Source organism: Hymenobacter lutimineralis, from assembly GCF_008271285.1.
GTDB lineage: Bacteria > Bacteroidota > Bacteroidia > Cytophagales > Hymenobacteraceae > Hymenobacter > Hymenobacter lutimineralis.
Window position 1 is genome coordinate 132646 of the sequence record NZ_VTHL01000001.1, and the last position, 24012, is coordinate 156657.

24 protein-coding genes and 1 tRNA gene are annotated in these 24012 nt (G+C 59.5%); 11 read left to right on the plus strand and 14 right to left on the minus strand.

All coding sequences use genetic code 11. The features are described 5' to 3' along the window. Positions 1–87: 87 nt before the first annotated feature. A complete protein-coding gene (locus FY528_RS00545; RefSeq protein ID WP_149069040.1) occupies positions 88–1191 on the plus strand; it encodes a ferredoxin--NADP reductase in 1104 nt (367 codons plus the stop codon). Positions 1192–1222: 31 nt separating this feature from the next. Next, positions 1223–2959, plus strand: coding sequence for a M3 family oligoendopeptidase (locus FY528_RS00550; protein WP_149069041.1), 1737 nt, complete (start codon positions 1223–1225; stop codon positions 2957–2959). A gap of 84 nt (positions 2960–3043) precedes the next feature. Here the strand turns inward: FY528_RS00550 and FY528_RS00555 are convergent, their stop codons facing one another. The 7 genes from FY528_RS00555 to FY528_RS00585 all read right to left on the minus strand — a co-directional run bounded on the left by FY528_RS00555 (position 3044) and on the right by FY528_RS00585 (position 7854). Then, entirely contained in the window at positions 3044–3382 is a 339-nt protein-coding gene (locus FY528_RS00555; protein ID WP_149069042.1) for a hypothetical protein, read from the minus strand. A 102-nt stretch (positions 3383–3484) separates the two neighbouring features. Next, positions 3485–4075: a hypothetical protein gene (locus tag FY528_RS00560; protein WP_149069043.1), complete on the minus strand. Its 591-nt coding sequence runs from the start codon at positions 4073–4075 to the stop codon at positions 3485–3487. Positions 4076–4147: 72 nt separating this feature from the next. After that, positions 4148–4627, minus strand: a complete 480-nt coding sequence (paaD, locus tag FY528_RS00565; RefSeq protein WP_149069044.1) for a 1,2-phenylacetyl-CoA epoxidase subunit PaaD — start codon at positions 4625–4627, stop codon at positions 4148–4150. Between the two features lie 60 nt (positions 4628–4687). Further along, positions 4688–5440 (minus strand): 1,2-phenylacetyl-CoA epoxidase subunit PaaC, encoded by a 753-nt coding sequence (gene paaC, locus FY528_RS00570; protein ID WP_149069045.1) that lies wholly within the window; start codon positions 5438–5440, stop codon positions 4688–4690. A 61-nt stretch (positions 5441–5501) separates the two neighbouring features. Further along, positions 5502–6125 (minus strand): phenylacetic acid degradation b, encoded by a 624-nt coding sequence (locus tag FY528_RS00575; protein ID WP_149069046.1) that lies wholly within the window; start codon positions 6123–6125, stop codon positions 5502–5504. A 107-nt stretch (positions 6126–6232) separates the two neighbouring features. After that, the gene (paaA, locus tag FY528_RS00580; protein WP_149069047.1) at positions 6233–7231 is read right to left on the minus strand and encodes a 1,2-phenylacetyl-CoA epoxidase subunit PaaA; all 999 of its coding nucleotides are present in this window, start codon (positions 7229–7231) and stop codon (positions 6233–6235) included. 35 nt (positions 7232–7266) lie between these two features. Beyond that, positions 7267–7854, minus strand: coding sequence for a TetR/AcrR family transcriptional regulator (locus FY528_RS00585; protein WP_149069048.1), 588 nt, complete (start codon positions 7852–7854; stop codon positions 7267–7269). 185 nt (positions 7855–8039) lie between these two features. On the opposite strand from FY528_RS00585, the gene FY528_RS00590 reads away from it, so the two are divergent. Together FY528_RS00590 and thiL are read left to right on the plus strand one after the other, a co-directional pair. Then, on the plus strand, positions 8040–9185 hold the full coding sequence (locus FY528_RS00590; protein WP_149069049.1) for a T9SS type A sorting domain-containing protein: 1146 nt from the start codon (positions 8040–8042) through the stop codon (positions 9183–9185). Positions 9186–9359: 174 nt separating this feature from the next. After that, positions 9360–10421, plus strand: coding sequence for a thiamine-phosphate kinase (thiL, locus tag FY528_RS00595; protein ID WP_373281597.1), 1062 nt, complete (start codon positions 9360–9362; stop codon positions 10419–10421). Between the two features lie 153 nt (positions 10422–10574). Here the strand turns inward: thiL and FY528_RS00600 are convergent, their stop codons facing one another. The 3 genes from FY528_RS00600 to rlmD form a co-directional block, all read right to left on the minus strand. Further along, a complete protein-coding gene (locus tag FY528_RS00600; protein ID WP_044002587.1) occupies positions 10575–10949 on the minus strand; it encodes a hypothetical protein in 375 nt (124 codons plus the stop codon). A 140-nt stretch (positions 10950–11089) separates the two neighbouring features. Continuing rightward, the gene (locus tag FY528_RS00605; RefSeq protein WP_308418665.1) at positions 11090–11359 is read right to left on the minus strand and encodes a GIY-YIG nuclease family protein; all 270 of its coding nucleotides are present in this window, start codon (positions 11357–11359) and stop codon (positions 11090–11092) included. A gap of 167 nt (positions 11360–11526) precedes the next feature. Continuing rightward, entirely contained in the window at positions 11527–12936 is a 1410-nt protein-coding gene (gene rlmD / locus FY528_RS00610; RefSeq protein ID WP_187631933.1) for a 23S rRNA (uracil(1939)-C(5))-methyltransferase RlmD, read from the minus strand. A gap of 198 nt (positions 12937–13134) precedes the next feature. Between rlmD and FY528_RS00615 the strand changes: the two genes are divergently transcribed. After that, positions 13135–13941 carry an SDR family oxidoreductase gene (locus FY528_RS00615; protein WP_149069051.1) on the plus strand — a complete coding sequence of 269 codons (807 nt, stop codon included), beginning with the start codon at positions 13135–13137 and terminating at the stop codon, positions 13939–13941. 26 nt (positions 13942–13967) lie between these two features. Here FY528_RS00615 and FY528_RS00620 read toward each other — a convergent pair whose 3' ends face one another. After that, entirely contained in the window at positions 13968–14651 is a 684-nt protein-coding gene (locus FY528_RS00620) for an SH3 domain-containing protein (RefSeq protein ID WP_149069052.1), read from the minus strand. Between the two features lie 120 nt (positions 14652–14771). On the opposite strand from FY528_RS00620, the gene FY528_RS00625 reads away from it, so the two are divergent. Continuing rightward, positions 14772–14844 (plus strand) — tRNA-Lys (locus FY528_RS00625). A gap of 285 nt (positions 14845–15129) precedes the next feature. Here FY528_RS00625 and FY528_RS00630 read toward each other — a convergent pair. From FY528_RS00630 to FY528_RS00640, 3 genes are all read right to left on the minus strand, one after another. Further along, complete coding sequence (locus FY528_RS00630; protein WP_149069053.1) at positions 15130–15507, minus strand: cupredoxin domain-containing protein; 378 nt, start codon at positions 15505–15507, stop codon at positions 15130–15132. Between the two features lie 6 nt (positions 15508–15513). Next, the gene (locus FY528_RS00635; protein ID WP_149069054.1) at positions 15514–17784 is read right to left on the minus strand and encodes a heavy metal translocating P-type ATPase; all 2271 of its coding nucleotides are present in this window, start codon (positions 17782–17784) and stop codon (positions 15514–15516) included. 539 nt (positions 17785–18323) lie between these two features. After that, positions 18324–18746, minus strand: a complete 423-nt coding sequence (locus tag FY528_RS00640; RefSeq protein ID WP_149069055.1) for a winged helix-turn-helix transcriptional regulator — start codon at positions 18744–18746, stop codon at positions 18324–18326. 81 nt (positions 18747–18827) lie between these two features. Between FY528_RS00640 and FY528_RS00645 the strand changes: the two genes are divergently transcribed. The 5 genes from FY528_RS00645 to FY528_RS00665 all read left to right on the plus strand — a co-directional run bounded on the left by FY528_RS00645 (position 18828) and on the right by FY528_RS00665 (position 23925). Then, complete coding sequence (locus tag FY528_RS00645) at positions 18828–19673, plus strand: SDR family oxidoreductase (RefSeq protein WP_149069056.1); 846 nt, start codon at positions 18828–18830, stop codon at positions 19671–19673. Positions 19674–19919: 246 nt separating this feature from the next. Further along, on the plus strand, positions 19920–20363 hold the full coding sequence (locus tag FY528_RS00650) for a MarR family winged helix-turn-helix transcriptional regulator (protein WP_149069057.1): 444 nt from the start codon (positions 19920–19922) through the stop codon (positions 20361–20363). Continuing rightward, complete coding sequence (locus FY528_RS00655) at positions 20360–21712, plus strand: serine hydrolase (RefSeq protein ID WP_149069058.1); 1353 nt, start codon at positions 20360–20362, stop codon at positions 21710–21712. The genes FY528_RS00650 and FY528_RS00655 overlap by 4 nt, the downstream gene beginning before the upstream one ends. A gap of 154 nt (positions 21713–21866) precedes the next feature. After that, positions 21867–22712, plus strand: coding sequence for an alpha/beta hydrolase (locus FY528_RS00660; RefSeq protein ID WP_149069059.1), 846 nt, complete (start codon positions 21867–21869; stop codon positions 22710–22712). 121 nt (positions 22713–22833) lie between these two features. Beyond that, on the plus strand, positions 22834–23925 hold the full coding sequence (locus FY528_RS00665; protein ID WP_149069060.1) for an efflux RND transporter periplasmic adaptor subunit: 1092 nt from the start codon (positions 22834–22836) through the stop codon (positions 23923–23925). The last annotated feature ends 87 nt before the right edge of the window (positions 23926–24012 follow it).

Consider the following 24012-nt stretch of genomic DNA (forward strand, 5'->3'; position numbering starts at 1 on the left):
ACCCGCCGGATTCACGTAATTTGCACCCCGTAATGCTCCCCGGAGCAATCAGCTAAATTTCCATTTACCACCCGTTTACTTGCCTGAATGAGCTCCCCATACCTCACGCTCAACGTCGTTGAAATCACCCAGGAAACCTCCGATGCCGCTACCATTCACTTCGAACGCGCCGACCGGCAGCCGGTAGCCTGTCAGCCCGGTCAGTTTCTGACGCTGATTCTGCCCTGCGGCCCGGGAGGTAAAAAGGAGCGGCGGGCCTATTCGCTCAGCAGCACCCCCGGGGAAGCGCCCCGGCTGGCCGTGACGGTGAAACGGGTTTCGGGTGGGCTGGTGAGCAACTACCTGCTCGACACCGTGCGCGTCGGGCAACAGCTGGAGGTGATGGCGCCCCTCGGCAACTTCACCCTGCAGCCCCAGCCCCAGTTGGCCCGCTCTATTGTCTTGGTGGGGGCCGGCAGCGGCATCACCCCCCTCATGAGCATCCTGAAAGCGGTGCTGCGGGAAGAACCCCAAAGCCAGGTGCTGCTGGTGTACGGTAACCGCAACGAGGCGTCCGTCATTTTTGGCCAGCAGCTGCGCCAGCTGGAGCAGCAGTATGCCGGCCGCCTGCAGGTAGAGCACGTGTACAGCCAACCCACGCAGGGACCGGCCGCCCACCAGCACACCGGCCGCCTCAACCGCACTACTTTGCTGCGCATCCTGGAGCAGCGCCAGATTCCGGCCGCGCAGGCCGAGTATTTCCTCTGCGGGCCCGAGGGTATGATGGCCGAGGCCAAGGCGGCGCTGGAGCTGTTGGGCGTGCCCGCCGAGCGGATTCGCCGGGAAAGCTTCGTGGCCGCGGCCGAAACCATGGAAGCCGCCGCCGCTCAGCCCAATGGCCACGGCGACGTCTCTTCTGACGACGACGGCAAAATTGTCACGCGCAACGTCACCATCAACTACGAGGGCTCGGAATACCAGTTTGAAGTAACCCCGCAGCAAACAATTCTGGAAGCTGCCCTGGACCTCGACATCGATTTGCCGTATAGCTGCCAGGCCGGATTGTGCACCGCCTGCCGCGGCAAATGCCTAAGCGGGAAAGTTCATTTAGATGAGCGGGAAGGGCTGTCCGACGCCGAAATGAAGCAAGGTTATGTCTTGGTATGCGTTGGTCACCCGCTCACCAGCGACGTCGTAATTGAAATCGGCTAGGCCGAGCTTAGCATTTTTAGTACTTTTCTAGATGGATACTTTCGTCGAAACTGCGCTGGCTACCGACACGCAGCGCCCGCCCCGCCATTATTTGCCCGAAGATTTTCAAGTAGGGGACTGGGCAGGGCTGGAAGCTTATTTTATCGAGTTACGTGACCGGCCTATTCATTCCGCCGCTGAGCTGGAACGCTGGCTGCTCGACCGCTCCGAGCTGGAAAGTGTGCTCAGCGAGGATATGGCCTGGCGCTATATCCGCATGACCTGTGATACCCAGGACCAGGAGCGCGCCGAGGCCTTTCAGTTCTTTGTAAGTGAAATTGAGCCCCAGGTAGCGCCCTACGACCACGCCCTCAACGAGAAAATGATGGCGTCGGAGTTTCTGCCCGAACTCGATGCGGCCCGCTACCGGGTATTTGTGCGCTCGGTCCGTCAGGCCCTCGAAATTTACCGGGAGGCTAACATTCCGGTGAAAACCGAAATCAGCACCAAGCAGCAGCAGTACGCCGCCACCGTGGGGGCCATGACGGTAACGCTGCACGGCGAGGAAATGACCTTACCCCGGGCGGCCGACCAGCTGAAAAACCCGAACCGTGCCCTGCGGGAAGAAGCCTACCGCGCTATTCAGGAGCGCCGCCTGCAGGATGCTCAGCCCCTGGACGCACTGTTTACCGAACTCGTGCAGCTGCGTCATCAGATGGCCCGGAATGCCGGCTTCCCCAACTTCCGCGACTACATGTTTGCCGCGTTGGGCCGCTTCGACTACACCCCGCAGGATTGCCGCGACTTTCACCAGGCCATTCGCGAAACGGTAGTGCCGCTCATCGACGACCTCGACCTGGAGCGGCGGCAGGACCTGGCCTTAGCGGAGCTGCGCCCCTGGGATTTGGATGTAGACGTATCGGGCAAGGCGCCGCTGCGGCCTTTTGCAACGGGGGAGGAACTACTGGAAAAAACCGTGACGGTGTTCGAACGCCTCGACCCTTTCCTGGCCGACTGCCTGCGCACCATGCGGCAAATGGGCAACCTGGACCTGGAAAGCCGGAAAGGCAAGGCCCCGGGCGGCTACAACTACCCGTTGGATGAAACCGGGGTGCCGTTCATTTTTATGAATGCCACCAGCTCCCTGCGCGACGTGGTAACCATGCTGCACGAGGGAGGCCACGCCGTACATAGCTTTCTGACCCGCCGCCTGCCGCTTTCCGCCGACAAGCACCCCCCATCCGAGGTAGCCGAGCTGGCCTCGATGAGTATGGAGCTGATGAGCATGGACCACTGGGACGTGTTCTTTCCCGATGCCGAAGAGCTACGCCGGGCCAAAAAGACGCACCTGGAAAGTGTGCTCGAAACATTTCCCTGGGTTGCCACCATTGATAAGTTTCAGCATTGGGTGTACGAAAACCCGCAACACACCGAGGCGGAGCGCCATCAGTGCTGGACTGACATCTTCGATGAGTTCAACCAGCGCACCGTGAGCTGGAAAGGACTGGAGGGGTACAAGCCTTACTTGTGGCAAAAGCAGCTGCACCTCTACGAAGTACCCTTTTACTACATCGAATACGCTATGGCCCAACTGGGTGCTATTGCCGTGTGGCGGAACTTCCGCCAAAACCCGGGGCAAGCACTGGAGGCCTATAAGCGCGCCCTGGCCCTGGGCTACACGGCTCCCATCGGCGAGATTTATGCCGCCGCTGGCATCCGCTTCGACTTTAGCACCGACTACCTGCGCACCCTGGCCGACTTCGTGCGCGACGAAATGGCCAAGCTGTAACGAGGCTGCGGTTAACCAGTAAAAGAAAGCCCCATGCAATGCATGGGGCTTTTTTGGTGAGTGAGTGAGAAAAAGCGCAGGTAATTAATTGGTAGTAGCCGCAGCGGCTCGGATGCAAGTAACCCGGACCGATGGGCCTACCATGCAGATGCTCACGCGGGACTCTGTTTCGTAACTGATGAACACCTGCTCCCCATCTTTCGCGGGGAAGTTCTGCCAGATTTCTCCTGATGGCTCCAGGCGGGAGCCATCGGCCAACTCCAGAACCATTCGGCAGCCATCCAAGCCGGTTAAGTCGCGGGCAGTGGCGAGAGTAGTGCACTCAGGCGACACAGTGTCGTGGGCACAGCCGGGCAAAACCAGCATAGCCCCGGCGGCTACCAGCACGCCCGGCGTAAGGCGAAGGGTATTGAAGAAGCGCATAAGCAGTTAAAATAGATGGGCTCTTGAAATGAAGAGCCGTGCGGGCTGCTTTGCGTTGCATACGCAAAGCAGCTTATCTATTCCGACCGCAGAACAGTTTGCTTACAGTTGAATAGTAAAGAGCGGTAGTGGCTCCAACTTGGCGTATTTGCCACCCAGTTCGGCAAGCTCTGCCCGGTGTAGCTGGAGGTAGTCGTTGAAATGCTTGGCTGCCTGGTCGTAGCGTACACGGTAGCCCAGTACGGCATCGTCGTACTGCTGGATGCCTTCCGTGAGGTTGCGGATGAACTCATCGGGCTGGCCGGCGGCGGGCGAAGCTACGGCATATACGGCCCGGAGAACCGAGTCCTGCGCGGCATCATAGGCGTCGATAAGCGCCGATTCCCGCATGCTCTGCTGGTTGTAGCGCCGCCGAACCAGGCGGTCATTGGCCTGACTAAGCTGTTGTACCTGTGGGCGGTTGGTGCCCGGCTGCTCGGCCAGAGCCCGCAGCACCTGGCGCGTGGCGCTAAGCTTGGCATCGTCACTGGCTATCATTTCGCTCCAGCGGCTGGCTACGGTGTCCTGCAGCACCCCAAGCTGCAGCTTGACAGCTTTGGCAGAAGCCGGATCCAGGGGCTTGGGCGTGCGGTTGCAGGCGGCGGCTACGACTACCAGCAGAAAGGCTAGCCAAAAAGAATATTTAGAGGTCATACGACAAGAAATAGGAGTGCGCTAACTAACAACAATTCCGGCGAAAACAAGCCCCGCTCGCCGGGAGTTGCGCTATACCGGCTTAAATTGCTCGAACCCCTGCCGGCAGTCGAAGCAGTAGTGCAGGGCCCGGCACAACGTAGGGCCAAACGGCGAACGAAGCTCCGTATTGTGCGACCCGCAGTGCGGGCACTCGGCGTACTCCAGGATATCCAGGTCGATGATGCCCTGGTGCGGGGGAGGGGGCGAAAGGCGAAACTCTCGCAGGGCTTGCCGGCCGCGCTCCGTCACGTCGTTGCTGCTCCAAGCTTCCTCCAAGGACATGGAAACGGTGTGGTTTGCCACGCCATGCTCACACAACACGCGTTCCACGTCTCGCCGCATGTAGTCCATCGCCGGGCACCCCGAAAAGGTAGGCGTCATCCAAACCGATACGTGCCCATCCGGTGCAATCTGCACGCGCCGGATTACGCCCAGGTCCACTAGCGAAACCACGGGAATCTCGGGGTCCTTTACCTCATCAAGCCAGGAGAGAATGGTAGCTTCGGTCATGTGGAGCAAAGGCGATTCGGGATGAGTAGGAGAGATGAAAGACGACGCTTGCAAGCCAGCCTACCAGTCGGCGGTGGGGTCGAGCCGGAATACTTCAGCCATTTCATCCAGCAGGGGCTGCAAAAACTCCGTGTGTACTCCGTGGCGGCCGCCTTCTCCGGGGCTGATGGTCGTAACGTCGGGCAACTCCAGAGCCGTCTGGCTGAGCACGCGGCTGATGTTCTCCAGCCATTGCTGCCGCAGCGCATCTTCGCCAATGAAAATGCCTTCGGCAATAATTGCCGGCTCCGCTTCCGTTTTCTCAAACAACGCCAGGGCGTAGGGCAGCGTCAGGTCGAGGGCGGCCTGCAGCTTTTCAATAGCCTCGTCGGTGCTGGTGCCCAGCTGCCGGATCCAGGTATTGGCGTGCAGCACGTGGTATTTCAGCTCGCCTTTCAGCTTGCGCGCCACCTGGGCCAACGGTTCGTAAGAACTAGCCGTGAGGGCTTCGAAGCGTAACAGCTCGGCATGGTCGAAGAGAAAGTGCCGCATCAGCGAAAAGGCGTAATCCCCAATCGGCAGCTCCACCAGCTGGCAGCAGTGAAACTGGCCCGCATTGCGGGTGAAGGCCACCGTGTCGGGCTCGGCTTCGCCCAGCTCGTGGAGCAAGGAATACAGTTGCAGGGCGTGGCCAAGCTTGTCCTGGGCCATGGAAGAAAAGGCAATGTCCTCTTCCAGAATAGGGCCTAAGCCATTCCACTCAGAGTTGCGGTGGCCCAGGATCAGCTGGTCGTCGGCCAGCCGGTAAAGCAGGTCTTTTTTGGGGTCAATCATGGAGGGTAGCAGCGGAGCCTAACTTTTTAAAGGAAGCAGAAGCCGGGAAGAGAATACGAACTCAGGAATGCTCCTGCTTGAACCGGTCAATGCGGTCCTGCACTTTATAAGCAATGGCGTCGCGGTACTTTTTCTCCGGGGTAGTGCTCCAGATGTCGCGGTCTTCCAGCTCCGAGGTGAGCACGTCGGCGCGGCGCATTACCCACACATTCACCACGGGGCGCTGCTCACCGAAAGCCCGTTTCGCCTGCTCCAGGGCGTCAGCTGCCGATGTGGCCTGCACTGCTCCTACGTGCGTGTGCGCTTTTCCGCGTTTCTTAAGGTGAAAGATCAGGTAGTCTTCCGACTCGGCCGGGACACCGGGAGCCTCCGGGGCGGAAGCCGGCACCACGTCGTACACCGATTCCTGGTCGCCCACGTAGCGGGTGAGGCTGATGGCACTGGTGGGCACTACCCACATGCCGGAGCAGGCCGCGCGGCGGCTGTACTGCTCTTTGGCAAAGAGAAAAGCCACGTCGGCGGAAGGGGCGTGCACCGGACCTACGTAGCTGAAGGGGGCTCCGTCCTTCTTCTGGTGAAAGACTTCGTAGGTTTCAAACTGGTCGAAGGCTGCTTTGGGCTGCAGGGCAGCGGGCGCATCGGGGAGGGCCAAGCGGGCAATGCGCGGGTCGAGGGAAGAAAGCATCGGGGAGTAATTAAGAATTAAGAATTAAGAATTGAGAAATTTCGCCCAGCGCTATACGCCGGCCTACCTCCCCATTCCTAATTCTTAATTCTTCATTCTTAATTAAATTAAGCCAGCGGGCGTACAGCCTTGGGTGCCTGGCGCTTGGCTTGCAGGGCCCGGCGCACCCAGGCCCCGTTTTCCTCGGCGGCCCGGCGCACGGCCAGGCGCTCCTGGTTGCAGGGCCCGTCGCCGTTGATGACGCGGCGCAGCTCTTCCCAGTCGGGCTCCGTGTATTCCCACTTTCCGGTTTCTTCGTTTTTGCGCAGGTTGGGGTCCGGAATGGTCAGCCCGATTTCCAGGATCTTGGGCACGTACATGTCCAGGAACTGCTGGCGGCAGTCGTCGTTCGACGCCATTTTCACCTTCCAGCGCATCAAAATCTCGGTGTGCTGGCTGGCTTTGTCGGCGGGGCCAAAAAACGTCATGATCGGGGGCCACCAGCGGTTCAAAGCCTCCTGCATCATGCGGCGCTGAACAGGCGTGCCGGTTGCCATGTGCACTACGGCATCGTGACCATACTTCAGGTGGAAGCTTTCCTCGGCGCAAATCCGCTCCAGGGCCCGGCAATAGGGACCATAAGACCCCCGGGCATTGGCCATTTGGTTGACAATGGCGCCAGCGTCGATCAGCCAGGAAATGACGTTGGAGTCGGCCCAGGTAGGCGTGGGGTAGTTGAAGACGTTGGAGTACTTGCTTTTCCCCGTGATGAGGTCCGTAAGCATTTCCTCCCGCGACTTGCCCAGCGTCTCGGCCGCCGAGTACAGCAGCTGCGCGTGGCCTACTTCGTCCTGCACCTTGGCCATCTGGGCCATTTTGCGGCGGAAGCCCGGCGCCCGGGTAATCCAGGTGCCCTCCGGCAGCGACCCGATGATTTCGGAGTGCGCGTGCTGCTCAATCATGCGAATGAGCTGCTTGCGGTAGAGCGCCGGCATGTAGTCGTCGGGCTCAATCTTCTCGCCCCGGGCTATGCGGGCTTCAAATTCGGCCAGCAGCTGCGGGTCTTCGTTTTCGAGGCCGGTAGATGCCTGGGCGGGAATGTCGTGGGTGCTGACGGAGCCGTACATAACTGGGTGGGGATGGAAGCGTGAGAGAAAGGAAACTAATAAGCTAAACCGTCGAGAAGCTGATCGGTTAAACGCTGAGCAATCTGGTCGGCCGTGAGCGGGCCGTCGGGGCGGTACCACGTCGGCAGCCAATTGAGGCTGGCCAGCAGCGTGAGAGCCGCAAACGCGGGGTCGGGAGTATACAGGTCGCCGGTTTGCACGCCCTGGGCAATCAGCTCCCGAAACTCGGCCTCGTACTGCTGGCGCAGGTGCTGAAATTCCGTGAGGGCCGGCTCGCTAAGGTGGCGCCACTCGTGCAGAAACACGGCCGAAGCCGCCGTGTCCTGAATCAGCACGCGCACGTGGTTCTCGATGGCACGGCGCAGCTGCCCGGCAGGGGTGGCGGGCAGCTCGGTTTGGGCAGCGCGCAAGCCACCCATAAACGACTCGGCCAGCCCAAAGCAGATGCGGTGCAGAATTTCCTCTTTGGAGCGGATATGGGAGTAGATGCTACCGGCCTCAATGCCCAAAGCGGCGGCCAGCTCCCGCATGCTGGTGGCCGCAAAGCCGCGTCGCCGAAACAAGTCGGTGGCGACCTGGTCGATCTGGGCCTTGCGCGAAAGAGGGTTAGTGGCTGTTTCCATGGGACTGCTGAGTAAACAAAGATAAGGTTCCGAACGTTCGTTAGCAAGTGCAACTATCAACGGGACAGTATACTGAAATTCCTCTTAGCGTATAGTTTGGTCTTTGTATTATCCCGATTTCAAACGGGGAGAAACCAGAAACCGGCCGTATCTTTGAGCCGGTTTGTACATTCACCCATTGCTCCATGAAAAAACATTACGCAGTACTTTCAGCCTTCCTGCTGGCGGCTTCCACGTCGTTTGGCCAGGCTAATGAGTTGTTCTTTTCCGAGTACAACGAAGGCGCCCACCGGGAGGGGCTTGCTTTCCCCGAAAATAACCCCATCAAATCGGCCGGTAACGAGCGGGCGGTAGAAATCTTTAACCCTACGAAATCTACCGTCAGTCTGAATGCCTATTCTTTGCGCCGCTACTCCAACGGCTCAACCACGGTGACGGAGGAGGAGCGCCTAAAGCGCAGCACCGGCGACAACGTGCTTCTGCCCGGGGAAGTATTCGTGTACGCCAACCTCACGGCCAGCCTCTCCAGCATTCTCTCCGTAGCCGATCAGCTGAGCGCCCCTTACCAGAAGGAGGGCCCCAACACCATCAAAACCGGCGGGGTGGCTTTCTTCAACGGCAACGACGCCGTTGCGCTGGTGCGCTACCCCAGCGGCACGGCCGGCGTGGGTGCGGGCGTAATTGTTGACCTGATTGGCGTAATCGGGGAAAACCCCCTGAATGCGGCCGGCACGGATGACGGCAACTGGAGAGGCGCCAACAAGGAAGCCGATGGCGTGAAGGAAGACGGGACGCCCAAGGTGTACGTTACCTCGGCCAACCAGTCCATCGTTCGTCGGCCCAACGTATCGGGTGGGGCCTTCACCAACCCCTTGCCCCAAAACGTACCCGGCTCCAACCCGCCCACCCGCAACCCCGGCGGCTACAACATCGCCGATACCTGGATGATGTACTCTACGGCCTTCAACGGTCCGGATGGTTCCAGCAACCCCGGTGGTCAGGACTACTCCCGCCTGGGTTCCCACGAGTACGACTTCGACCTAGGCACGTACAGCACTACGCTGAAAACGCTCGACAAATTCAACACAGGCATCAGCATCTACCCCAACCCTGCTCAGGGTGGCAAGGTGACGGTTTCGCTCCGTAACGTGAAGGTGGGCCGTATTACGGTCCTCAACAACCTAGGCCAGCGCATTTCGGTGCAGCCCCGCAACCAAGCGGATGCTAACCTGACCCTGGACGTATCGAAGCTGAAAGCCGGCCTGTACTTTGTGCAGTGCACCAGCACCGATGGCCAAATCACGGTGTACAAAGAGCTGGTGATTAAATAACCGCCAGTTACTGCAGTTGCCAAAGCCAAGCTTGCTTTACAGCTTGGCTGCTAAACACGGTGCCGTTTCCTGAGTCAGGGAGCGGCACCGTTGTTTTGTGGCAGCACTGCGTGTAGCCCTGATGCCCGCTATCTTTGCCTTGAAACAGCGTTGCGGCATATCAAGCTGCGGCTGATGTTCCTTATCATAATACGCAGTACCATGAGCGACGTGACGCCCTTAGATAAAGTAGGTGAGTTTGGCCTGATTCGACGAATCCAACAAACCGTGCAGCTCCATCAGCCCAGCACCATTCTGGGCATCGGCGACGATGCGGCTATCCTGGCGCCTACGGCCGGGCAGGAGGTAGTCGTCAGCACCGACCTACTGGTGGAAGGGGTGCACTTCGACCTCACCTTCTGTCCTTTAAAGCACTTAGGCTACAAAGCGGTGGCCGTAAACGTGTCGGATGTAGCGGCCATGAACGCCCTGCCTACCCAGATTGTGGTGGCCCTGAGTGTGCCGTCCCGCTTCTCGGTGGAGGCCGTAGAGGAACTCTACGAAGGCATCCGGCTGGCCTGCGAGGCCTACAACGTAGATTTGGTAGGCGGCGACACTACCGGCAGTCGTAGCGGACTGACCATTGGCATCACGGCCCTGGGCACCGCCGAAGCCGGCAAGGCCGTGCGTCGCAGTGGCGCTGGCCCCAATGATTTGCTCTGCGTGACCGGCGACCTTGGCGGAGCCTACCTGGGCCTGCAGGTGCTGGAGCGCGAAAAGCAAGCCTGGCAGGCCGACCCCGAAACGCAGCCGGAGCTCAGCAAATATCCCTACGTGCTGCAGCGGCAGCTGCGCCCCGAGGCCCGCATGGATGTGGTGCACGAGCTGCGCGACTTGGGCGTGGTGCCCACCAGCATGATTGATATTTCCGACGGGCTGGCTTCCGAAGTCCTGCACCTGTGCGCCGCCAGCGGCACCGGGGCCCGCGTGTTCACCGAAAACCTGCCCATTGCCAACCCCACGCTGGAAGTAGCCGAGGAGTTCAACCTCGACCCCATCATGTGCATGCTCAACGGCGGCGAGGACTACGAGCTGCTTTTCACCGTGCCCTTGTCGGCCCACGACAAAATCAAGAACCACCCTGACATCACCATTATCGGCCACATGGTGGAGAAGAGTGAAGGCGCGAACCTCATCACCAAAGCCGGCCAGCCCGTTCCGCTCCGCGCCCAGGGCTTCAATCACTTCGACCACTGATTACACGGATTTTTCGCGGATTTCACGGAATTTGTGGATGGCGCTAACTACCCGGCTTCTACCTCTACAAGGAAAAGGGCTTGCCAGAAGGCAAGCCCTTTTTAATCGGCCACAAAATCCGCGAAATCCGACCAATCCGCCCGAATCCGTGGTTCAGTCTTCCGGGTAGGGGATGTAGACGAAGTTGGTGAATTCCTCGTCAAGCACGAACAGGCAGCAGTACTCGTCGGCGTCGCGGTAGGTGCTTTGGAAGGCTTCGATGCCATCCTGGCCGACGATGCCCTGCTGCACGAACAGCTCCAGGTAGCTGGCAAAGACGTGCCACTCCAGATTTAGCTCGTCGGCGTTGATGAGTAGGCCGCCCAGCGGCACCTCCTGGCGGGCAAACACGAAGATGGGGTACTTGGAAATATCCCGCTTGCGGATCTGCGAGGACGCCTCGCTCAAGGTATCAGAAACGGTAGCAAAGTCCTTGGTGATGGTGCCTAGGTATTTGCCGTTCAGTTCGGGGTCGTTGGTGTAGTCCATGAGTTTTTCTTTGTGTCATCCTGAGCGGAGCGAAGGACCTTATCACGCAAGAACGAGCCGTACGGTAGTACTCCTGACGTGGTAAGGTTCTTCGCTCCGCTCAGGATGACATGTGGCGCACAGAGTGACGGGTGACACGGTTAGGTTTCGAGAAAATCCCACGCCGGGTTGCCAGTTGCAATCAACGCTTCCTTTTTGGCCCGCGTCCAGCCTTTTAACTCCTTCTCGCGCGCAATGGCGACTTTGCTGTCAGTGTATTCTTCGAAGTGAACCAGATTGTAGCAAAAGTAACGCCCCGCAAAAGTCTGATCGGAACCGCGCATGGCGTAATGCTGCGCCATGCGGGAAGCAAGACTGTTCGTAATGCCAATGTATAACACCGTTTTGGCTGGATTGGTGGTGATGTACACATAATACGGCATGACCTCTGGCAGTAGATTCTGAAAAATATGCTGTCATCTTGAGCGGAATCCTGTCATCCTGAGCGGAGCGAAGGACCTTACCACGTCAGGAGTACTACCGTACGGCTCGTTCTTGCGTGATAAGGTCCTTCGCTCCGCTCAGGATGACAGGCGGTCTACCGCAACTCCAGCAGCACCACGTTCTCCACGTGGTGGGTGTGGGGGAACATGTCCACGGGCTGCACTTTTACCACTTTGTAGGCCTCATCCAGCAGCTCCAGGTCGCGGGCTTGGGTGCCGGGGTTGCAGCTGACGTACACGATGCGGGGGGCGCGCATTTCGAGCAGGCGGGCCACTACGTCGGGGTGCATGCCGGCGCGGGGCGGGTCGGTGATGACCACGTCGGGGCGGCCGTGCTTTTGGATGAACTCGGCATTGAGCACGTCCTTCATGTCGCCGGCGTAGAACTCGGTGTTAGTGGTGCCGTTGATTTCGGAGTTGATGTAGGCGTCCTTCACGGCCGATTCCACATACTCCACGCCCACTACGTGCCTGGCCTGCCGGGCCACGAAATTGGCGATGGTGCCGGCCCCGGTGTAGAGGTCATACACCAGCTCCGAGCCGGTGAGCTGGGCGAAGTCGCGGGTGATTTTGTAGAGGTTGAAGGCCCCGTCGGAGTTGGTCTGGTAGAAGGATTTTGGGCCGACGCGGAAGCGCAGGCCTTCCATTTCCTCGTGAATGTGCGGCTCGCCCCGATAGCACACCACCTCCAGGTCGTGGAAGGTTTCGTTGCCCTTGTCGTTGAGCACGTAATTGAGGGAGGTGATTTGCGGGAACCGCTCGTGCAGGAAATCCAGCAGCGGAAACAGCGCGTCGTGGGCGTAGTAGCACTGCAGAATCACCATCAGGTCGCCGGTGTTGGCCGTGCGGGTGATGAGGTTGCGCAGGAAGCCTTCCTGGGTCACGAGGTTATTGAAGGGCAGCTCGTGCTCCAGGGCGTAGTCGCGCACGGCCAGCCGGATCTGGTTGCTGGGGTCGGGCTGCAGCCAGCAGTGGTTGATGTCGAGAATCTTATCGAAGCGGCCGGGGGTGTGGAAGCCCAGCACGCGCCGCTCGTAATTGTGGCCGCTGTTGATCTGCTCGTTGGTGAGCCAGCCGTTGTGGCTGAAGGTGTACTCCAGCTTGTTGCGGTAATACGTCTGGTCGGGCGAAGGCTGAATCGGGAGGATTTCGGGCAGGGCTACTTTGCCGATGCGCTGCAGGGTGTCGGCCACCTGCTGGTGCTTGAACCTGAGCTGGGTATCGTAGCCCAGGTGCTGCCACTTGCAGCCCCCGCAGGTGCCGAAATGCTCGCAGAAGGGCTGCACGCGCAGCTCCGAATACTTGTGGAAGCGCGTGGGCACGGCTTCCAGGAAGTTCTTTTTAGCCTTGGTCACGCGCAAATCCACCACGTCGCCGGGGGCTACTTGCGTGACAAAGATGACCAGGTTTTCGCGGCGCACCAGGCACTTGCCCTCGGCCACCATGTCGGTAATTTCGACTTCGCGGAGCAGCTCCGCGGGAATGTTTTTAACGGATTTCCTCACGGGGACAAAATTAGCGGATAATGCCCGGAGCTGTATAAGATAACCTGGCCGGGCGAGCAGTTTACCGCAAAATCAGCGCCTATCAGGCTGGAGCCTGCGTCGATGAGCCGTGAAGAGAGAGGCAAGCGCCTGTGTAAAGTGTTTTTCCGTTCGCCCACCATATCAGTGCCCTTCGCATCTTCCTATAGCTTTGCGCTCATGAAAGGAAAAGTAGTGCTTATTACCGGCGGTACGTCGGGCATCGGGCGGGCCTGCGCCGTGGTTTTTGGGCAGGCAGGCGCCAAAGTGGTTATCACGGGTCGCAACGAAGCGCGCCTGCGCGAAACGGCCGCTGAGCTGCAAAACTTAGGTATCGAGTACCGCACCGTGCGCGCCGACGTAGGCAGCGAAGCCGATTCGCAGCGGGCCGTTGCGGAAACCGTGGCCTCTTTCGGCCGACTAGATGTGCTGCTGAACAACGCGGGGATTTCCATGCGGGCCCTGTTTCAGGATGCCGACCTGGAGGTTATCCGCCAGCTCATGCAAACTAACTTCTTCGGCACCGTTTACACCACCAAGTTCGCGCTGCCCCATATTCTGGCTACCAAAGGCTCTATCGTGGGGGTGAGCAGCATTGCCGGCTACCGGGGGTTGCCGGGCCGCACGGGCTACTCGGCGTCTAAGTTCGCCATGCAGGGCTTCCTGGAAGCGTTGCGCACGGAGCTGCTGCCGCAGGGCGTGCACGTGCTGGTGGCCTGCCCCGGCTTCACCGCCTCCAACATCCGGAACGTGGCCCTGGCCGCCGACGGCACGCAGCAGGGCGAGTCGCCGCTGGATGAGGGCAACATCATGAGCAGCGAGGAAGTAGCCGGCCATCTGTTGCGCGCCGTGCAGCAGCGTCGTCGCGACTTGGTACTCACCAGTCAGGGCAAGCTTACGGTATGGGTGAACAAGCTGCTGCCGGGCCTGGCCGATAAGCTGGTGTTGAACCACTTCCGCAAAGAGAAAAACTCCCCCTTGAAGTAGCCCGATGCGCAACCTGCTGCCGCTGGCTATTCCACCACCAGCAGGTTGCGCTGCCGGATATACGCCTGGCGCCCCCGCCAGCGTACTTTATACCAGATATCCTGGGTGCCCTCCACCGCCAGCCGGTCGCCGGCAGCGGCTACGGTCAGCCACGTGGCACCCGCTCCCGGCCCACTCATGATGGCGGCCCGGGGCCGGCATACCAGCCCCACCTGCTCCGGCCCCAGTAGGTTGACGATACCCTCCGCCAGCAGCAGAAAGCATCCGAAAGCCACCCACCAGCCCGAAGCCACTGGTCGCCGCTTCAGCAGCCGCCACAGCAGCACGGTGCCAGTAGCTACGGCTACCGTCAGCACGGCCTGCAGTAAGTAGGTGTAGTAGCGCTGCACACTGACCCGGGCCGCCTGCTGCCACGACGCGCTGTAGCCTTCCAAACGATTGGCCTGCGCCAGTTCGGTCATTTTATACCAGGTAGCGGTGCTGGGGCGCCGGTGCTGCAGCACCGATAAGTAGTAAAGCGCCGCCGGATACTGCCCGCGCTGCTCCTGGATGTAGGCCATGCGAAGCAGCTGCCGCGTGCTGGCAAGCTGATTTTGCCGCTGCAGGTTCCGATAATGCGAATACGATTGGACCGGCAAGCCCAACTCAAACAGAGAATCGGCTTTTTGCAGGAGTTGTCTATCTTTTTGGGCCAGAACTGGTTGGCTCAAAAGAAGACAAAAAAGAAAAAAAAAGTACAGTTTTTTGAGCAAAACGTTTGCAGGATACGGCAAGGCCCTCTACTTTTGTGCCACAATCAGCGAATAACCAACGCCGGTTGCAAAGTAAATGATTCTGTAGCTCAGCTGGTAGAGCAATACACTTTTAATGTATGGGTCCTGGGTTCGAATCCCAGCGGAATCACTAAAAACCCTCCTGGCGCGCTGCCAGGAGGGTTTTTCTTTTTTGCAAGGTGTCAAAATAACCATTGTTGCTTATTGCCCCGCCGATGGGCCCAACCCGGGCGGCCGTTGGCGCCAGCTCCAGTGGCAGATCCGACAAACCTCTGATAGGTTATTAGGAAACTTAGGCCAGCCCGGTAAGCAGTAGCGTCTCATAGGAGTGCCGTAATTACCGCAGGGGCTGTTGGCTACTCTTCGCGTGCACGAAGGGCGAAGGCACGACGCACTGGCAGTGCTCGGCCACCGCTCACCTAGCTATCAGCCGGCCCCGGAGCATGCCCATACCGCAGGTAAACTCGTAGCTGCCGGCTTTCTCAGGTCGCAACTCAATCAGCGTGGTCTGGTAAGCCGGCAGCTCACGGCGAAGGTTAAAGTCGGGAAATAACACTTCCTCCGAGCAGCCGTTTTCTTCGGCGCGGTAGAAGCTTAACTGCACGGGTTTGCCGCACTCTACCTCGATTGTCTCGGGAGTATAGCCACCTTTTACCATGATGGTTACTGCCTGCACCCCGCCCGAGGCGGCCTGAGCCCGGGCCTTTGGGCGAGTGGAAAAGAAGAAGTACCAGACCACCAACGCGGCCAGGGTTATTCCGGTCGCGGTGACCAGGATTTCGGGTATATCCATGTGGCGCTAAGAATGAGAGGGAGAAAAAGCACGCAGGCGCAGGGAATTTGTCAGCACCGACACCGAGCTTAGGGCCATGGCGGCAGCTGCCAGCATGGGCGAAAGCAGCAGGCCGAAGAATGGGTAGAGAAGGCCCGCCGCTATGGGAATACCCAGCGCATTGTAGATAAAAGCAAAAAACAGATTCTGCCGGATAACGCGGATGGTTTGCCGGCTGAGCTCAATGGCCGTTACCACCCCCTGCAAATCGGAGCGCATGAGCGTGATGCCTGCGGCTTCCAGCGCCACATCGGTGCCCGTGCCAATGGCCAGCCCGATGTCGGCCTGGGCCAGGGCGGGCGCATCGTTGATGCCGTCACCTACCATGGCCACCACACGCCCTTCCTGCTGCAGTTCCTGCACTTTGCTGGCTTTGTCTCGGGGCAGTACTTCGGCAAAGTACCGCGTGATGCCCACCTGCCGGGCCACCTGGGCGGCCGTGTGTGGGTTGTCCCCGGTCATCATCACTACCTCAATGCCTTGCCGCTGCAGCCGCTGGATGGCAGCGGCCGAAGTTTCGCGCACGGTATCGGCCACCCCGATCAGGGCTACGGCCAAGCCATCTACGGCCACGTAAAGCACCGTTTTCGCTTGCGTTAATAGCTGCTCGGCCTGGGCCGACAGTTCACATGGGAGGGGTATAGCTGCTTCGTGCAACAAGCGTTGGTTGCCGATAAGCACCACCTGGCCGGCGACCGTAGCGCTGGCGCCTTTGCCTTCCAAAGCCTGGAAGCCCGTGGCGGCCAGGAGCACAGCCGAGCCCGCCTGCGCGTGGCGCACCACGGCCGCCGCCAGTGGGTGCTCACTCTGGCGCTCAACCGCCGCTACCAGCTGGAGCAGCCGGCTGGCATCCTGACCGGGGGCCACCACGTCGGTTACGGCCGGCTCACCGCGGGTGATGGTGCCGGTTTTATCGAGCAGCACGGTGTTGACCTGGTAGGCTTTTTCCAGGGCTTCGGCGTTGCGGATGAGCACCCCGTGCTCGGCGCCCTTGCCCGTGCCTACCATGATGGCGGTGGGCGTAGCCAGCCCCAGCGCGCAAGGGCAGGCAATGATGAGCACCGCCACAAAGTTGACCAAAGCCAGCGGCAGGCGCGTAGCCACTGGCGCCAGGTCAAACCAGAGTACAAACGTGAGGAGGGCAATAACGACCACCGTAGGCACAAAAATGGCGCTGACTTTATCGGCCAGTCGCTGAATGGGGGCACGGCTGCCCTGAGCGTCTTCCACCAGTTTTACAATCTGTGCCAGCAGGGTATCGGCGCCTACTTTGGTTACGCGGAATCGGAAGGAGCCGGTTTTGTTGAGCGTAGCACCGAATACGGCGTCACCGGCTTTTTTTTCCACGGGCAGGCTTTCCCCCGTCAGCATCGCCTCGTCCACGGAGGAGCGCCCGTCTTCCACCACGCCATCGGTAGCTACTTTCTCGCCGGGGCGTACCAGGAGAATATCCCCCAGCTGCACTTGCTCCAGTGGAATGTCTACTTCCTCCCCGCCGGGCCGCACGAGGCGGGCAGTTTTGGCCTGCAGGCCCAGCAGGGCTTTCATGACGGCGGAAGTCTGCGTCTTGGCGCGCGTTTCGAGCACCTTGCCCAGCAGAATGAGGGCAATGATGGTGGCCGTGGTGTCGTAGTACACCTCCGGCATGATGCCCTGGCGCATAAACCAGCCCGGTACGACGGTGGCAGCCACACTGTAGAAGAAAGCAGCCCCGGTGCCCACCGCAATAAGCGTATCCATGTTGGCGGCCCGGTGCCGGAAGCCGTTCCAGGCTGAGGAGTAGAACTCACGCCCGCTGTACAGCAGTACCGGCAGCGTGAGGATGAGCAGGCCGTAGTTCAGTGCCTGCATGTTGATGCGGGCCATTATAGCGGGCCAGAGCATAAGCATGCTCAGCGGCATGATGAGGGCGGCCAGCCCCAGCGCCACCCAGAAGCGGCGTTTGAGCTTTTGATAGGCCTGGGCCTTCTGCCGGTCGATTTCCGCCTGGCGGTCGGTGGCACTGGTAGCGGGGGCACGCTCCGTCACGCCGTAGCCGGCACTAATCACGGCTTCCTTCAGGCTGGCGGGGCTGGCTTGCGTGGGCAGGTAATCAATGGTGGCTTTTTCCGTGGCAAAGTTTACCACGGCGCGCTGTACGCCGGGCGTGCGGCTAAGCGACTTTTCCACGAAGGCCGCGCAAGAGGCGCAGGTCATGCCTTCGATATCGAGGGTTTCTGTTTTGGTGGCAGGTTCCATAAGAAAGGTAGCGTGGCCGTAAAGCTGTCTAAACTGCCTAGGCAGCACGTAAGCTCACGCAACAAAGGAACGAACTGATCCGGCCCGGGTTGGTACGGAATCTTCCCATAATCTTGCATAATTCACTCCTGCCCTAAAAGTATCGGCCTTGGGCATAAGCGAGCCTGAGCCGGCTGGTTTCACGGCTTGGGCGCCCCTCAACGCGACGATACACGACTTCCCGTTTTTTTCTCATTGTCCTGTGCTCGGGCTACTTGCGGCTGACCAGCTGCGCCAACAAGCCCGCCGAAACACGCCGCCAGTTCCGCAACTCGGCCCGACCCGGGAGCAGGGCACTCGGCCCACATGGTGGGCTTGGGCCTCAACTCCTGCTAAACGACCAACCGGTGGAAATGCAGGAGTTTAAGGCCAGCGAAAACGGCGCTGGATAGTAGAGCCGCCCGGAGCGTTCATTGCAGGCTATTGACTGCAATGAACGCTCCCTGGTTTTTCGGCGTAGCCGTCACGTGGGAGCGGGCTGCGGTAGGGGATGCGGAAGGCTACTCTTCCGCCTCGGCCAGCATCCCTGCAGGCCAGTGCTGCATCAGGCTGGGTAAGCTGCCTTCAATCCAGTCGGCCAAATCCCGGACTTTGGCGGCTGCTTCCTGACCTAGGGGCGTGAGGCTGTACTCCACGTGCGGGGGCACCACCTCGTACGCTACGCGCTTCACCAGGCCATCGGCTTCCAGCCACTGCAGCGTCTGGGCCAGCATCCGCTCACTAACGCCCCCGATCAGGCGGCGCAGCTCACTGAAGCGACGGGTATTTCCTTCCAGAGAAATCAATACCAACACGCCCCAGCGGCTGGTCATATGCTTCAGAATGATGCGGGAGGGGCAGGCGGCGGAAAGCAAGTCCCCGCGCAGCAGTTTTCCCGATAACCCTTCCTGCCCGGCTCCCGAAACTATTTTCACTTTTTTCATACTAACCTTTCTGTGCGTACTTACTTTTGGTAAGTATAGGAAGTAATTTTGGCTTTTCCATCACTTCTTAGCTACTGTATCATGCTCATTGCCATTACCGCCGCCACCGGCCAGCTCGGCCGCCTCGTTGTTGAACAGCTCAAAAGCCAAGTGCCCACCGACCAGCTAGTAGCCCTGGTGCGCACGCCCGCCAAGGCCACCGACCTGGGTATTCCCGTGCGGGAAGCCGACTACAGCCGGCCCGAAACCCTTGCGGCGGCCCTCGCCGGCGTCGACACTTTGCTGCTGATTTCCTCCAGCGAAATAGGCCAGCGCGCCGCTCAGCACCGCAACGTAATTGAGGCGGCTCGCCAGAATGGGGTAAAACATATTGTGTACACTAGCCTGTTGCACGCCGACGTCTCGGAGTTGAGCTTGGCCGATGAGCACCGGGCTACCGAAGAAATCCTGAAAAGCGCCGGTATTCCCTACACGCTGCTGCGCAACGGCTGGTACACCGAAAACTACACCAACTCCATTGCCGGAGCGCTGGCGGGCGGGGCGTTTGTGGGCAGCGCCCAGGAAGGCCGGATTTCCTCGGCGGCGCGCGCCGATTTCGCCGCGGCGGCAGTAGCGGTGCTGACGAGCCCCGGCCACGAGGGCAAAACCTACGAGCTGGCCGGGGACGACTCCTACACGCTGGCCGAGCTGGCGGCGGAAGTATCCCGTCAGACGGGCCGCGACCTGCCGTACCGCGACCTGCCCCAAGCCGATTATGCGGCTGCCCTGGCTGGATTTGGGCTGCCCGAAGGTCTGGCGCAGGCCATTGCCGGTTGGGATGTGGCCGCCGCTCATGGGGCCCTGTTTGATGAAAGCCGGCAACTCTCGCGGCTGATTGGGCACCCCACCACACCACTGGCTACTACCGTAGCCGCCGCCCTGCGCTAACTTAGTGTTGGCTGAAGCCCAACAAGTTTCAAGAAGGCCCCGCTTATTTGGCGGGGCTTTTTCGTGCATTACAACAGCTACAGCCTTGCCTACAGGAAAGCATAGACTTAAGTGGAGCAACTGAGGGTGGGCTGCTTACTGATAACTTGCTGACGTATAAAGGGAAATGTCTGAAAGAAAAGAAAAGTAATTAGGGAATACTTGCTTTGTTGATATATCAACTATTATTGTATCAAACAAGATGCTATGTTAGTTGATACCCCCACGCAAAGCCTGCTGTATACCCTTGAGCAAGCCATCAAAGCCTACCGCAGGCTTTGCCAACACAACGTTGATGCCGTGATGAGCGACCTGACCGTAGACCAGGCCCTGACGTTGATTGTGCTGGACAAACACCCGGAGCTTAGTCAGCACCAACTGGCGGAGCGGGTATTTAAGGACAAAGCCTCAATTACCCGCATCATTGATCTGCTGATTAAAAAGAACCTGCTCACCCGGCACCTGCACGACACGGACCGCCGCAAGTTCGCCTTGCGAATTACGGTTCAGGGCAGAGATATTCTGGCTCAGCTGAGCGACACCATACAGCTTAACCAGCGCACGGCTCTGGCTGGCCTGACGGAGGCCGAGTTGCAACAGTTCGAGCAGGTGCTGCTTAAAATCATTGGAAATTGCGCGCTACCGAAATGAAGCAGCTCCTCTGGTGCCTGATGCTCGGCTGGTGGCTGGGTCTCAGTAAAGCGTCAGCGCAGCCCACGGTGCAGCCACGGCTAGCTGCCTACATGCAGGCGCAGGCTGCCGTCAACCACTTTGCTGGGGTGGTGCTCATTACCCGCCACGACTCGGTGCTGCTACAGCAGGCATACGGCCTGGCCGATTACGAATGGGCCACGCCAAACACCGTAGATACCAAGTTTGCCCTGGCCTCCATTACCAAAACCTTCACGGCGTTGGCCATTCTGCAGTTGGCGGAGCGGGACCAGTTACAGCTTACCGATAAGCTCAGCAAGTTTTTCCCCGGCTTCCCCAACGGCGGCGCTATTTCCCTGCACCAGCTGCTGACGCATACCGCAGGCCTGGCCCTCGACTTTGAAGCGCAGTACTTGGATTATACGAACGTTTCCCGCGACTCTGCCCTGACCGTAATCCAGCGCCTGCCCGTGCAGTTTGCCCCGGGGGCGCGGGTAGGCTACAGCAATGTGGGGTACTACCTGCTGGGGCAGATTATTGAAAAGGCCTCGGGCCTTCCGTATGGCGAATACCTGCAGCGCCATATCCTGGATGTGGCTGGCATGACCAGTACCGGCCTGAACAGCAATACAGCTCTAGTGCCCCGGCTGGCCCGCCTGTATTACCGGGAAGGGGAGAGCTTCGTCAAGAACCCCTACCTCAACTGGGCCCTGAACGTGGGGCACGACGGGCTGTACTCCACCGTGGGCGACCTGGCCCGGCTGGACCAGGCGCTGCGCGGCACGCAACTGCTCTCGGAAGCCTCCAAGGCCCTCATGGCCACGCCCCACAATCAACGATTTGCGGGCAACGGCTTTCTCGACCGGTATGGCTATGGCTTGTTCGTGAATCCGTACTACAACCACGGCCACGCCCTGCTCACGCACAGCGGGGGCTTCTTTGGGGCCATGACTACCTGGGACCGGTACCCGGAGGATGATATTCTGGTGACGGTGCTGTCTAACAACGAGGCCGAGTCAAACTGGATCAGCTACGGGCTGGCGGGCATCTTATTTGGCAAAGACGTGGAGTTGCCCTACGTCCACCGGGCCATCAGCGTGGCGCCGGAGCAGTTGGCGGCGCTGGCGGGGCAGTATAGCAGCGTAACTATCCGCTACGCCAACGGTCAGCTCTATTTGCAGGACCTGAACACGCCCTTGGTGCCGGAGTCTGAGCGGAAGTTTTTTCGACCGGATAAGCCCGACCGAACCGTGGAGTTTCTGATCAACAAGCGCGGAAAAGTAGATGGCCTAAGGCTAACGAAAGGCGGGGTGAAGGAGCCTGTCCAGAGAAAAAGCCGGACCCGCTAAGCAGTTTTTCCTGTTCCTTTCCATTGAACGGCAGCCACGACAGGTTCGTATTGCCCACTCATGCTGATTATCATCAGCTAACTTGCTGGATAGGTAAGCCGAACCGACGTTCAGCAACCTGTTTCTGATACATTTCCTTTTTAAAGCCTGCCTGATGCACCATCTGCTTTTTCGGTCGCCGCTGATACTGCTCCTGCTGAGTGTAATCGGTAGCCTTGCTGCTTATGCCCAGGCACCCGCCGCGCCCCTGGCTATGGGCCAGACGTTTACACTAGAATCGGCTACGCTGGGAGAAACGCGCCGCATCAACGTGTATTTGCCCGCGGCCTACACCGATTCCGCTACCTCGCGGCTCCCGGTGCTGTACATGCCCGATGGGGGCATGGCCGAGGACTTTCTGCACGTAGCGGGCCTGGTGCAGGTGGGCACTGGTAACGGCACCATGCGGCCATTCATCCTGGTAGGCATTGAGAATACCGCGCGCCGCCGGGACATGACCGGCCCGACAACCAACGCGGAGGACTTGAAAATAGCCCCGCGCGTGGGCGGGTCGGCCGCCTTCCGCAAGTTTATCCGCACCGAGCTGATGCCAGCCATCCGGCAACGTTACCGCACCACCCAGGAAACCGCCATTGTAGGCGAGTCACTGGCGGGCTTGTTTGTGGTGGAAACGTGTCTGCTGGAGCCCGACCTGTTTGACACCTACATTGCCTTCGACCCGAGCGTGTGGTGGAACAACGGCAGCCTGGCCGAGCAAGCCGGTAGCCGACTGAGCAGCTATACGGGGCCAGCCAAGACGCTGTACGTGGCGTTCAGCAAGGATGCCCTGGGCGCACCCACTACGCGCCGGTTTACGGCAGGCCTAAAAAGTGCCCGGCCGGCGCTTACCTGGCACTACAAAGCCATGCCGGAAGAAACCCACGCCACTATTTATCATCCGGCGGCTCTGCAGGCCTTTCGGCTGGTATTCAAGCCCGGCAAGACGGCGGCTGCCAAGTAGGCGCCGCTAGAATTCTTCGTGGTAAACCGACAAATAATAGAAAATAAGAGGCTTCATCCGGTCTTCATGGGTCTGGGGGTTGTTTTGTGCCGTTCACAATGGAAGGCACTTACAGCGCTTTATGAAAAGAAGATTTCTGCTCACGCTCATGAGCGTGGGTATCGTGTACGGCGGCACGAGCTGCTCGGAGAAGCATGAGGCTAAAGAAGAGAAGGTAAAGTATCTGGTAACCAGTCCGCTGCAGCAGGATACGACCATCACCAAGGAGTACGTGGCCCAGATTCACGCCTTCCAGCACATTGAGGTGCGGGCGTTGGAGAAAGGCTACCTCCAGAAGATCTTCGTGGACGAAGGACAGCGCGTGCAGCAGGGGCAGCTCATGTTCCAGATCATGCCGCTGCTCTACCAGGCCGAGCTGAAAAAAGCCGAGGCCGAGGCCAAATACGTGGGCATTGAGTACCAGAACACCAAAAAGCTGGCTAGCGGCAACGTAGTATCCAACAACGAGCTGGCCCTCTCGGAAGCTAAACTAGACAAGGCCCGGGCAGAAGTTGACCTGGCTAAGACCCACCTGGGATTCACCACCATTCGGGCGCCGTTTACCGGCATCATGGACCACTTCCAGGCCCGGCTAGGCTCCCTGGTAGACGAGGGCGACCTGCTCACCACCTTGTCGGATAACAGCAAGATGTGGGTGTACTACAACGTGCCCGAAGCCGAGTACCTGGCCTACCAGGCACACGCCAAATCCAACGACAAAGCCGCGCACGTGCGCCTGCGCATGGCCAACAACGAGGTATTTGACCAGACCGGCGTAGTGCAAACTATCGAGGCCGACTTCAACAACGAAACCGGCAACATTGCCTTCCGGGCCACTTTCCCTAACCCTAAAGGCCTGCTGCGCAACGGCGAAACGGGCTCGGTGTTGATGACGGTGCCCCTGAAAAACGCCCTCATAATCCCGCAGAAAGCCACCTTCGAGGTACTGGAGAAGAAGTACGTGTTTGTGGTGGGTAAAGACAACGTAGTGCACCAGCAGGAAATCGGCATTGCCTCGGAAATGCCCGACCTGTACGTCATCAAATCCGGCATCACGGCCAACGACCGGATTATGCTCGAAGGCCTGCGCAAAGTGAAGGACGGCGACAAAATAGCCTCCACGTTCACCGCCCCGCAGGGCGTCATCTCGCACCTGAAAGTATCTGCGGAGTAGGACACAGCCTGAAATAGCCTTTCGTGCTGCGCAGAGCCAACGCATTTCCCCGCCTTGTTTTCCCAATTGAGGTAGCCTGAGACAGAC

What these genes read in the sequence shown, in the direction of transcription:
- FY528_RS00555 (WP_149069042.1), bottom strand. Translation starts at nt 3,382, where the DNA reads ATGCGCTTCTTCAATACCCTTCGCCTTACGCCGGGCGTGCTGGTAGCC.
- FY528_RS00635 (WP_149069054.1), bottom strand. Translation starts at nt 17,784, where the DNA reads ATGGAACCTGCCACCAAAACAGAAACCCTCGATATCGAAGGCATGACC.
- FY528_RS00560 (WP_149069043.1), bottom strand. Translation starts at nt 4,075, where the DNA reads ATGACCTCTAAATATTCTTTTTGGCTAGCCTTTCTGCTGGTAGTCGTA.
- thiL (WP_373281597.1), top strand. Translation starts at nt 9,360, where the DNA reads ATGTTCCTTATCATAATACGCAGTACCATGAGCGACGTGACGCCCTTA.
- FY528_RS00640 (WP_149069055.1), bottom strand. Translation starts at nt 18,746, where the DNA reads ATGAAAAAAGTGAAAATAGTTTCGGGAGCCGGGCAGGAAGGGTTATCG.
- FY528_RS00665 (WP_149069060.1), top strand. Translation starts at nt 22,834, where the DNA reads ATGAAAAGAAGATTTCTGCTCACGCTCATGAGCGTGGGTATCGTGTAC.
- FY528_RS00650 (WP_149069057.1), top strand. Translation starts at nt 19,920, where the DNA reads ATGTTAGTTGATACCCCCACGCAAAGCCTGCTGTATACCCTTGAGCAA.
- FY528_RS00590 (WP_149069049.1), top strand. Translation starts at nt 8,040, where the DNA reads ATGAAAAAACATTACGCAGTACTTTCAGCCTTCCTGCTGGCGGCTTCC.
- FY528_RS00600 (WP_044002587.1), bottom strand. Translation starts at nt 10,949, where the DNA reads ATGGACTACACCAACGACCCCGAACTGAACGGCAAATACCTAGGCACC.
- FY528_RS00550 (WP_149069041.1), top strand. Translation starts at nt 1,223, where the DNA reads ATGGATACTTTCGTCGAAACTGCGCTGGCTACCGACACGCAGCGCCCG.
- FY528_RS00660 (WP_149069059.1), top strand. Translation starts at nt 21,867, where the DNA reads ATGCACCATCTGCTTTTTCGGTCGCCGCTGATACTGCTCCTGCTGAGT.
- FY528_RS00655 (WP_149069058.1), top strand. Translation starts at nt 20,360, where the DNA reads ATGAAGCAGCTCCTCTGGTGCCTGATGCTCGGCTGGTGGCTGGGTCTC.
- FY528_RS00545 (WP_149069040.1), top strand. Translation starts at nt 88, where the DNA reads ATGAGCTCCCCATACCTCACGCTCAACGTCGTTGAAATCACCCAGGAA.
- FY528_RS00575 (WP_149069046.1), bottom strand. Translation starts at nt 6,125, where the DNA reads ATGCTTTCTTCCCTCGACCCGCGCATTGCCCGCTTGGCCCTCCCCGAT.
- paaC (WP_149069045.1), bottom strand. Translation starts at nt 5,440, where the DNA reads ATGATTGACCCCAAAAAAGACCTGCTTTACCGGCTGGCCGACGACCAG.
- FY528_RS00585 (WP_149069048.1), bottom strand. Translation starts at nt 7,854, where the DNA reads ATGGAAACAGCCACTAACCCTCTTTCGCGCAAGGCCCAGATCGACCAG.
- FY528_RS00630 (WP_149069053.1), bottom strand. Translation starts at nt 15,507, where the DNA reads ATGGATATACCCGAAATCCTGGTCACCGCGACCGGAATAACCCTGGCC.
- FY528_RS00645 (WP_149069056.1), top strand. Translation starts at nt 18,828, where the DNA reads ATGCTCATTGCCATTACCGCCGCCACCGGCCAGCTCGGCCGCCTCGTT.
- FY528_RS00615 (WP_149069051.1), top strand. Translation starts at nt 13,135, where the DNA reads ATGAAAGGAAAAGTAGTGCTTATTACCGGCGGTACGTCGGGCATCGGG.
- paaD (WP_149069044.1), bottom strand. Translation starts at nt 4,627, where the DNA reads ATGACCGAAGCTACCATTCTCTCCTGGCTTGATGAGGTAAAGGACCCC.
- paaA (WP_149069047.1), bottom strand. Translation starts at nt 7,231, where the DNA reads ATGTACGGCTCCGTCAGCACCCACGACATTCCCGCCCAGGCATCTACC.